Raw genomic sequence first — 5186 nt, forward strand, 5'->3', positions numbered from 1 at the left:
TGACCCCATCGAGGCCCAGGCGATTCAGGCGACGTACGGCAGGGCTCACAGCGCCGACAACCCGCTCCTGCTCGGATCGGTGAAGTCGAACATCGGCCACACCCAGGCGGCGGCGGGCGTGGCCGGTGTCATCAAGATGGTCCTGGCGATGCGTAATGGTCTGCTTCCGCGCACCCTGCATGCCGATGTTCCCACTCCCGAGGTGGACTGGAGTGCCGGTGATGTGCGTCTGCTCACCGAGGCGCGGCCGTGGCAGCGGAACGGTCACCCCCGCCGCGCCGGCATCTCGTCCTTCGGCATGAGCGGCACCAACGCCCACGCGATCCTCGAGGAATACACCGAGCCGGCGGACACCCCGGCCATCGTCCCGCCGAAGGAACTGCTGCCGGCGGTCCCGCTCGTGGTCTCGGCATCCTCGCCGGACGCGTTGCGGCAACAGGCGGCACGGTTGGCGGATCTGCTCGCCCGCGAGGACGTCGTGATGGGCGATGTGGCGTCGTCGCTGGTGCGAACGCGGGGCGTGCTCAGCGAGCGGGCGGTGGTGGTTGCTACCGATCGGGCCGGCGGCGTGGAGGGCCTGCGGTCGTTCGCCACAGGGACCGGAGGACCGAACGTCGCTGCCGGTCGTGGCTCGGGCCGGGACGAGCGGGTGGTGTTCGTGTTTCCGGGGCAGGGGGCGCAGTGGGTGGGTATGGGGGTGGAGTTGCTTGCCGTGTCGCCGGTTTTCGCCGAGCGGATGGCGGAGTGTGAGCGGGCGTTGGCGCCGTTTGTGGATTGGTCGTTGGTTGAGGTTTTGGGTGATGAGGAGGCGTTGCGGCGGGTTGATGTGGTGCAGCCGGTGTTGTGGGCGGTGATGGTGTCGTTGGCTGCGGTGTGGCGGTCGTGGGGTGTGCGGCCGGCTGCGGTGGTTGGTCATTCGCAGGGTGAGATCGCGGCGGCGTGTGTGGCTGGGGCGTTGTCTTTGGAGGATGGTGCTCGGGTGGTGGCGTTGCGGTCGGCGGCGATCGCGGGGCTTTCCGGTGCCGAGAGCGGCATGACCTCGGTGGCGATGCCGGTGGCCGAGGTGCGGGTGCTGTTGGAGCAGGTGCCGGGGGTGGAGGTCGCGGCGGTCAACGGGCCGGCAGCGACGGTGGTCTCCGGCGAGGTGACGGGCCTGGCCCAGGTCGAGGCATGGTGCGAACAGCGGGAAGTGCGGGCCCGCCGGGTACCGGTCACCTACGCCTCGCATTCGGCGCAGATGGAGGTGTTGCGGGAGAAGTTGGCCGACGTTCTGGCGCCGGTGCGACCGCAGACCGGTCAGGTTCCCTTCCACTCCACCCTTCGTGACGAGGTCGTGGACGGGGCCGAACTGGACGCCGGCTACTGGTTCGAGAACCTGCGGCACACCGTTGAGCTGGAGCGGGTGGTGGCGCGGCTGACCGCCGACGGTGTGGGCGCGTTCGTGGAGATGAGTCCGCATCCGGTGCTGACCGGGGCGGTGGCCCAGACGGTGGAGTCGGTGGGCGGTACGGCGGTGGTGGCCGGCTCGCTGCGTCGTGACGAGGGCGGCCTGGATCGGCTGCTGCTGTCGGCGGCGGAGCTCTTCGTCCAGGGCCTCCAGGTCGATCTCGACGAGTGGGTACCGGTGGGGAACCGGGTGGACCTGCCGTCGTACGCGTTCCAGCGTCGCCGCTTCTGGCTCGGGTCGTCGGCCGGTGACATCCGGGCGGCCGGTCTCGCCGCAGCGCGGCATCCGCTGATCGCCGGGTCGGTGCGGCTGGCCGACGGTGACGGTGTCGTACTGACCGGACGGCTGTCGTTGCACAGTCACACCTGGCTCGCCGACCACACCATCGGTGGCAACGTCCTGGTTCCCGGGACCGCCTTCGTCGAACTCGCCGCCCGAGCCGGTGACGAAGCCGGATACGACCAGATCGACGAGCTCACCCTGTACACCCCGCTCATCCTTCCTCGGCGCGGCGGAGTACATCTGCAGATGGTGCTGCGTGCCCCCGACGAGCAGGGCCGTGGCTCGCTCACCATCCACTCGCGACCGGACGACGCCGACCAGGACGAGCCCTACACCCGGCACGCCGCCGCCGTCCTGACCGCCGGAGTCCGGGAGAGTGACCCCGGCCGCCTGACGCAGTGGCCCCCGCCCGGCGCCGAGACAATCCAGGTCGACGGGGTCTACGAGCGGCTGGCGGAAGAGGGTTATCACTACGGTCCCGCCTTCCAGGGACTGCGCGCTGCCTGGCATCTGGACGGCAGCGTCTACGCCGAGGTCGCGCTCGCCGAGAACATCGAGGTCGACGGGTTCGCCCTGCATCCGGCCCTGTTCGATGCCGCGTTGCAGGCCGTCGCGCTGGAACCGGGCGGCGAGGCCGGTGCGGGGCCACGGTTGCCGTTCGCGTTCACCGGGGTCGACGTGCACGCCAGCGGTGCGACCACGCTGCGGGTCCGACTGGCCCGGGATGACGAGGGGTCGGTGACCCTGCACGCGTTCGATCCCGCCGGCAACCCGGTCGTCACCGTCGGCAAGCTGGTCACCCGACCGCTTACCGACACCGCACCCGCCGCACCCGACCTCGACGACGCACTCTTCCGCGTCGAGTGGACCCCGCTCGCGATCGAACCCGACCCCACGGCAGCCGAGACGCCGTGGGCGCTGCTGGCCAGCCCCACCCCGACGGCGACCTGGGAAGACGGCAGCACCGAGACCTACCACAGCCCCGCCGAGATCCCCGACGGCAGCACTGTGGTGGTGTTCGACGCCGGTCGTGGCGACGCCGGCCACGGCGAGGCGCTTGCCGGTGCGGTCCGCGACAGCACCGTCGGGCTGCTGGAGACCGTACAGCGCTGGCTCGCCGAGGTACGCCTCGCGGACGCCCGCCTCGTCGTCCTGACCCACGGGGCCGTCACCCTGGACGGCGAGACACCGGACCTCACCCGGGCCGCCCTCGTCGGCCTGCTGCGCTCCGCGCAGGCCGAACACCCCGGACGGCTCGTCCTCGTCGACCTCGGCACCGGTGTGCACGTGCCGAACCCGCTGCTGGCCGCGGCTTTGCGAACGGACGAACCCGAGATCCTGCTGCGCGGCGAAATGGCGTACGCGCCCCGGCTGGTCCGTACGGTCGCCCCGGCGCTGGTGCCGCCTCGGGGCGAGGGTTCCTGGCGGGTGGAGTCCGGTGCGGACGGATCCTTGGACAGTCTCCACATCGTTGCCGTGCCGCCTCGGGTGCTGGCTGCCCGGGAGGTTCGGGTCGGGGTTCGTGCCGCAGGGGTGAACTTCCGGGACGTCCTGCTGAGTCTCGGGATGTATCCGGGTACCGGGACCATCGGTGGCGAGGCCGCCGGTGTGGTCCTGGAGGTCGGTGCGGAGGTGACCGGCGTACGCCCGGGCGACCGGGTGATGGGACTGTTCACCGGTGCCTTCGGACCGGAGGCCGTCGCGGACGAGCGGATGCTCGTCGGCATCCCGCGCGGATGGCCGTTCGCGCTGGCGGCGACGGTTCCGGTCGCCTTCGCCACGGCCTGGTACGCGCTGCGTGATCTCGGCGGGTTGCGGGCCGGCCAGCGGGTGCTCGTGCACGCCGCGGCCGGTGGGGTGGGGCAGGCGGCGGTGCAGTTGGCCCGGCATTGGGGTGCCGAGGTGTTCGGCACCGCCAGCGCCGGTAAGTGGGACGTCCTGCGTGGCCTGGGTCTGACCGACGACCACATCGGCAGTTCCCGGGATCTGTCGTTCGCGGAGCGTTTCCCGGCCGACATGGACGTCGTCCTGAACAGTCTCGCCGGTGAGTTCGTCGACGCGTCGCTGGGGCTGCTCGCACCGGATGGCCGGTTCGTGGAGATGGGTAAGATCGACGTCCGGGCACCGGACGGGGTGGACTACCGGGCGTTCGATCTGGCGGAGGCCGGCCCGGACCGGACCCAGCAGATCCTGTCGCAGGTCGCCGGTCTGATGGCGAGCGGTGATCTGCGGCCGTTGCCGTCGCGGGTGTTCGACGTGCGGCGGGTGCCGGACGCGTTGCGGTTGATGAGCCAGGCCCGGCATGTCGGGAAGGTTGTCCTCGCGGTGCCGCGCCGCGAGCTGTCCGGGACGGTGGTGGTCACCGGTGCCACCGGTACGCTGGGCAGGCTCGTCGCGGAGCATCTAGCCGCAGCGGGGACGCCGCATCTGCTGCTGCTCAGCCGCACGGGTGAGGCCGCGCCGGGCGTCGACGAACTGCGGGAACGGCTGACCGGGCTGGGTGCGGCGGTGACGATCCGCGCCTGTGACGTCGTCGACCGCCGACAGTTGGCACAGGTGCTGGCCGAGATCCCACGGCAGTGGCCGCTGACCGGCGTCGTGCACGCGGCCGGCGTACTCGACGACGGCGTGCTGGAGTCACTGACCGCCGATCAGGTCGAAACCGTACTGCGGGCCAAGGTGGACGCCGCGGTCAACCTGCACGAGCTCACCGAGGACGCCGACCTGTCGATGTTCGTGCTCTACTCGTCGGTCGCCGGGGTGCTGGGCGCGGCCGGTCAGGCCAACTACGCCGCCGCGAACGCGTTCCTCGACGCGCTGGCCCGCCACCGCCGTGGCCTCGGCCTGGCCGGTACGTCCCTGGCGTGGGGATTCTGGGCGGAGCGCAGTGCGATGACCGGCCACCTCGACGACGCCGACCTGCGGCGACTCGCCCGAGGCGGCATCATGGGCCTGTCCCGGGAACAAGGTCTCGCCCTGTTCGACCGGGCCGTCGTCCACCCCGAACCCGTCCTCGCCCCCGTCCGTCTCGACCTGCGGGCACTGGGCCGGCAAGACGCCGAGACACCTCCGATCCTGCGGAGCCTGCTGCGCACCCCGGCCCGCCGCAGGACCCGCGCCACCGTAGGCGCCGCCGCCACCGGCCTGGCCGCCCAGTTGGCCGCCATGCCAACCGAGGAACGCGATTCGTTCCTGCTCACCCTCGTGCGGACCAGCGCCGCAGCCGTACTTGGGCATCGGGGCGCCGACGCGATCGACGCGCACCGGGCCTTCAAGGACATCGGCTTCGACTCGCTGACCGCCGTCGAGCTTCGCAACCGGCTCACCACCGCCACCGGGCTGCGGCTACCCGCCACCCTCGTCTTCGACCACCCCAACCCCACCGAACTCGCCCGCCGGCTGCGCACCGACCTCGTCGGCGAGACCGAGCAGAACCCTGGCACGCCCGTCAGCACGG

At 71.5% G+C, this 5186-nt stretch carries 1 protein-coding gene; it reads left to right on the forward strand.

The genetic code is table 11. The features are described from left to right. Positions 1-22: 22 nt before the first annotated feature. The coding region (locus Pen02_RS41275; protein ID WP_239142044.1) for a type I polyketide synthase at positions 23-5186 on the forward strand (5164 nt) is incomplete at its 3' end.

The organism is Plantactinospora endophytica (genome assembly GCF_016862915.1).
Taxonomy (GTDB): domain Bacteria; phylum Actinomycetota; class Actinomycetes; order Mycobacteriales; family Micromonosporaceae; genus Plantactinospora; species Plantactinospora endophytica.